At 67.2% G+C, this 3,184-nt stretch carries 1 protein-coding gene; it reads left to right on the top strand.

The window, feature by feature from the left end:
• Positions 1-260 precede the first annotated feature (260 nt).
• A complete protein-coding gene (topA, locus tag LQV45_RS22600; protein WP_230008918.1) occupies positions 261-2,999 on the top strand; it encodes a type I DNA topoisomerase in 2,739 nt (912 codons plus the stop codon).
• Positions 3,000-3,184: the final 185 nt, after the last annotated feature.

Raw genomic sequence — 3,184 nt, 5'->3', positions numbered from 1 at the left:
AAGCCCGCCGCCGGGGAGGGCTGAGCAGCCGCCGGGGAGGGCTGAGCCCGCCGCCGGGAAGGCCTGAACCGGTCGCGGGCACGGCGCTGAACCGCATCCGGAGTGCGCTCAGGGGCCGGCCGGCACGTGGCCCTATTGCGGCCGGAAGCCGCGTCCGCCGGGCCGTCATTTCCGGCCGGATGCGCGGGATTCTGCAAAATATGGTGAACTAGGCGGGTATGGGCGCATCTGCCCGAGCCACCTTTTTCTGTAGGAGCACCGTGCCAAGCAAGGCCAAAACCGGCAAGAAACTCGTGATTGTGGAGTCTCCCGCCAAGAGCAAGACCATCGCCAAGTACCTCGGCGAAGGCTTCATTGTGGAGGCCTCCATCGGTCACATCCGCGACCTCCCGCAGCCCTCGGAGCTCCCCGCGGAACTGAAGAAGACCCCGTTGGGCAAGTTCGCCGTCGACATCGACAACGACTTCAAGCCTTACTACGTGGTGTCCTCGGACAAGAAGAAGAAGGTCGCCGAGCTCAAGGCGCAGCTCAAAGACGCCGACGCTCTCTATCTCGCAACCGATGGGGACCGCGAGGGCGAGGCCATCGCGTGGCACCTGCTCGAAGTGCTCAAGCCCAAGGTTCCCGTCTACCGGATGACCTTCGGTGAAATCACCAAGGAAGCCATCCACCGCGCCATGGACAACCTGCGCGATGTCGACCAGGACCTGGTGGACGCCCAGGAGACCCGGCGCGTCCTGGACCGGCTCTACGGCTATGAGATCTCCCCGGTGCTGTGGCGCAAGGTGGCCCGTGGCCTCTCCGCCGGCCGCGTGCAGTCCGTTGTCACCCGCATGGTGGTGGACCGCGAACGCGAGCGGATGGCCTTCAAGGCCGCCTCCTACTGGGACCTCACCGGCCAGTTCGGCGCCGGTTCCGGCTCCTTCAAAGCCAAACTCGCCGCCGTCGACGGCGCCAAGGTCGCCAGCGGCCGGGACTTCAACGACAACGGCGAGCTCACCTCCCGCAACGCCGTCCACCTCAACGAGGAACTCGCCACCTCGCTCGCGGCGGGGCTGCAGGACGCCGACTTCCGCGTCCGCTCCGTCGACACCAAGCCGTACACCCGCCGCCCGGCGGCGCCGTTCACCACCTCCACCCTGCAGCAGGAGGCCGGCCGCAAGCTGCGCTTCTCCTCGAAGAGCACGATGCAGGTGGCCCAGCGGCTCTACGAAAACGGCTACATCACCTATATGCGTACGGACTCGTCCGCGCTGAGCAACGAGGCCGTCACGGCCGCCCGGCGCCAGGCCTCCGAGCTGTACGGCCCCGAGTACGTGCCGCAGTCGCCGCGGGTCTACAGCGGCAAGGCAGCGAACGCGCAGGAAGCCCACGAGGCCATCCGTCCCGCCGGCGACTCCTTCCGCACCCCAGCCCAGGTGGCCCAGCAGCTCTCCGGCGACGAATTCCGCCTCTATGAGCTCATCTGGAAGCGCACGGTCGCCTCGCAGATGGCTGATGCCAAGGGCTCCACCGCCACGATCCGTCTCGGCGCCGTCACCGTTGGTGACCCGGCCGACCGCCGCGACGCCGAGTTCTCGGCGTCGGGCACCGTCATCACCTTCCCCGGCTTCCTCGCCGCCTACGAAGAAGGCAAGGACGAAAGCCGCGGCGACGACGAGTCCGAGGAAGCACGCCGGCTGCCCAACGTGGCCAAGGACGACGCGCTCACTGCCAGCGACATTGTCGCCGGCGGCCACGAAACCTCGCCGCCGCCGCGCTACACCGAAGCCTCGCTGACTGCGGAGCTGGAAAAGAAGGGCATCGGCCGCCCGTCGACCTATGCCTCCACCATCTCTACGATCCAGGACCGCGGCTACGTCCGGAAGCAGGGCTCCGCGCTGGTCCCGAGCTGGATCGCGTTCTCCGTGATCCGGCTCCTCGAACAGCACTTCCACGACTACGTGGACTACGAGTTCACGGCCGACATGGAAGCGGACCTGGACAAGATCGCCAACGGCCAGGCGGCCGGACCCGCGTGGCTCAAGCACTTCTACTTCGGTGAGGACTCCGAGCCCGGCCTGCTGAGCATCGTGAACAACCTCGGCGAGATCGATGCCCGCGAGATCAACTCCATCCCCATCACGGACGCGATCACCCTCCGGGTCGGCAAGTTCGGCCCGTACCTGGAAAGCTCCACCGCGACGGTGGATCCCGAGACCGGCGAAGTGGTGGAGGCGGCCCGCGCCAACGTCCCCGAGGACCTGGCCCCGGACGAGCTCACGGCCGCCAAAGCCGTTGAACTCATGGAGACCGCTGCCCCGGAGGAGCGCGTCCTCGGCGCGGACCCGCACACCGGGCACACGATCGTGGCCAAGAATGGCCGCTACGGCGCCTACGTCACCGAGATCATCCCGGAGATGACCGAGGAACAGCTGGCCAACCAGCCCGTTGAGTACTACAAGAACGGCAAGCCCACGCCGCCGAAGAAGCCCGTCAAGGCCAAGCCGCGCACCGGGTCCCTGTTCGCGTCCATGAGCGTGGACACCATCACGCTGGACGAGGCGCTGCAGCTCATGAGCCTGCCCCGCGTGCTTGGCCAGGACGCCGACGGCAACCCGATCACGGTGCAGAACGGCCGGTTCGGCCCGTACCTGAAGAAGGGCACGGACTCCCGCTCCATCGGCTCCGAAGAGGAGATCTTCACGATCACGCTTGAGGCGGCGCTGGAGATCTACTCGCAGCCCAAGCAGCGCGGCGCCCGTGCCGCCGTGCCGCCGCTGGCCGAATTCGGACCGGACCCGGTCTCGGAGAAGAACATCGTGGTGAAGGAAGGCCGGTTCGGCCCGTACATCACCGACGGCATCACCAACATCACCGTGCCGCGCACCACCTCGATCGAGGAGCTGACCCGGGAACGCGCCGTCGAACTCCTCGCGGAGAAGCGGGCCAAGGGCCCGGTCAAGCGCACGACGACGGCCCGCAAGGCGCCCGCACGGAAGGCCCCGGCCAAGAAGTAGGCAGCACGCCGAAATCGCCGGAAACCTGCCGATTCGCCGGAAAATACCGGCGAATCCGCAGGTTTCCGGCGATTTCGCGTTTGCGGACCGGCCGTGGACGTGATCGAGTAGGAATATGACTGAACAGCCCGCACACCTGGACAACCAGCCGCTGAACGAACTCGAGGAGCAGCTCGCCCGGGGGG

The sequence above is a fragment of the Microbacterium sp. Bi128 genome (assembly GCF_918698205.1).
This window is presented reverse-complemented; position numbering and strand designations above follow the sequence as displayed.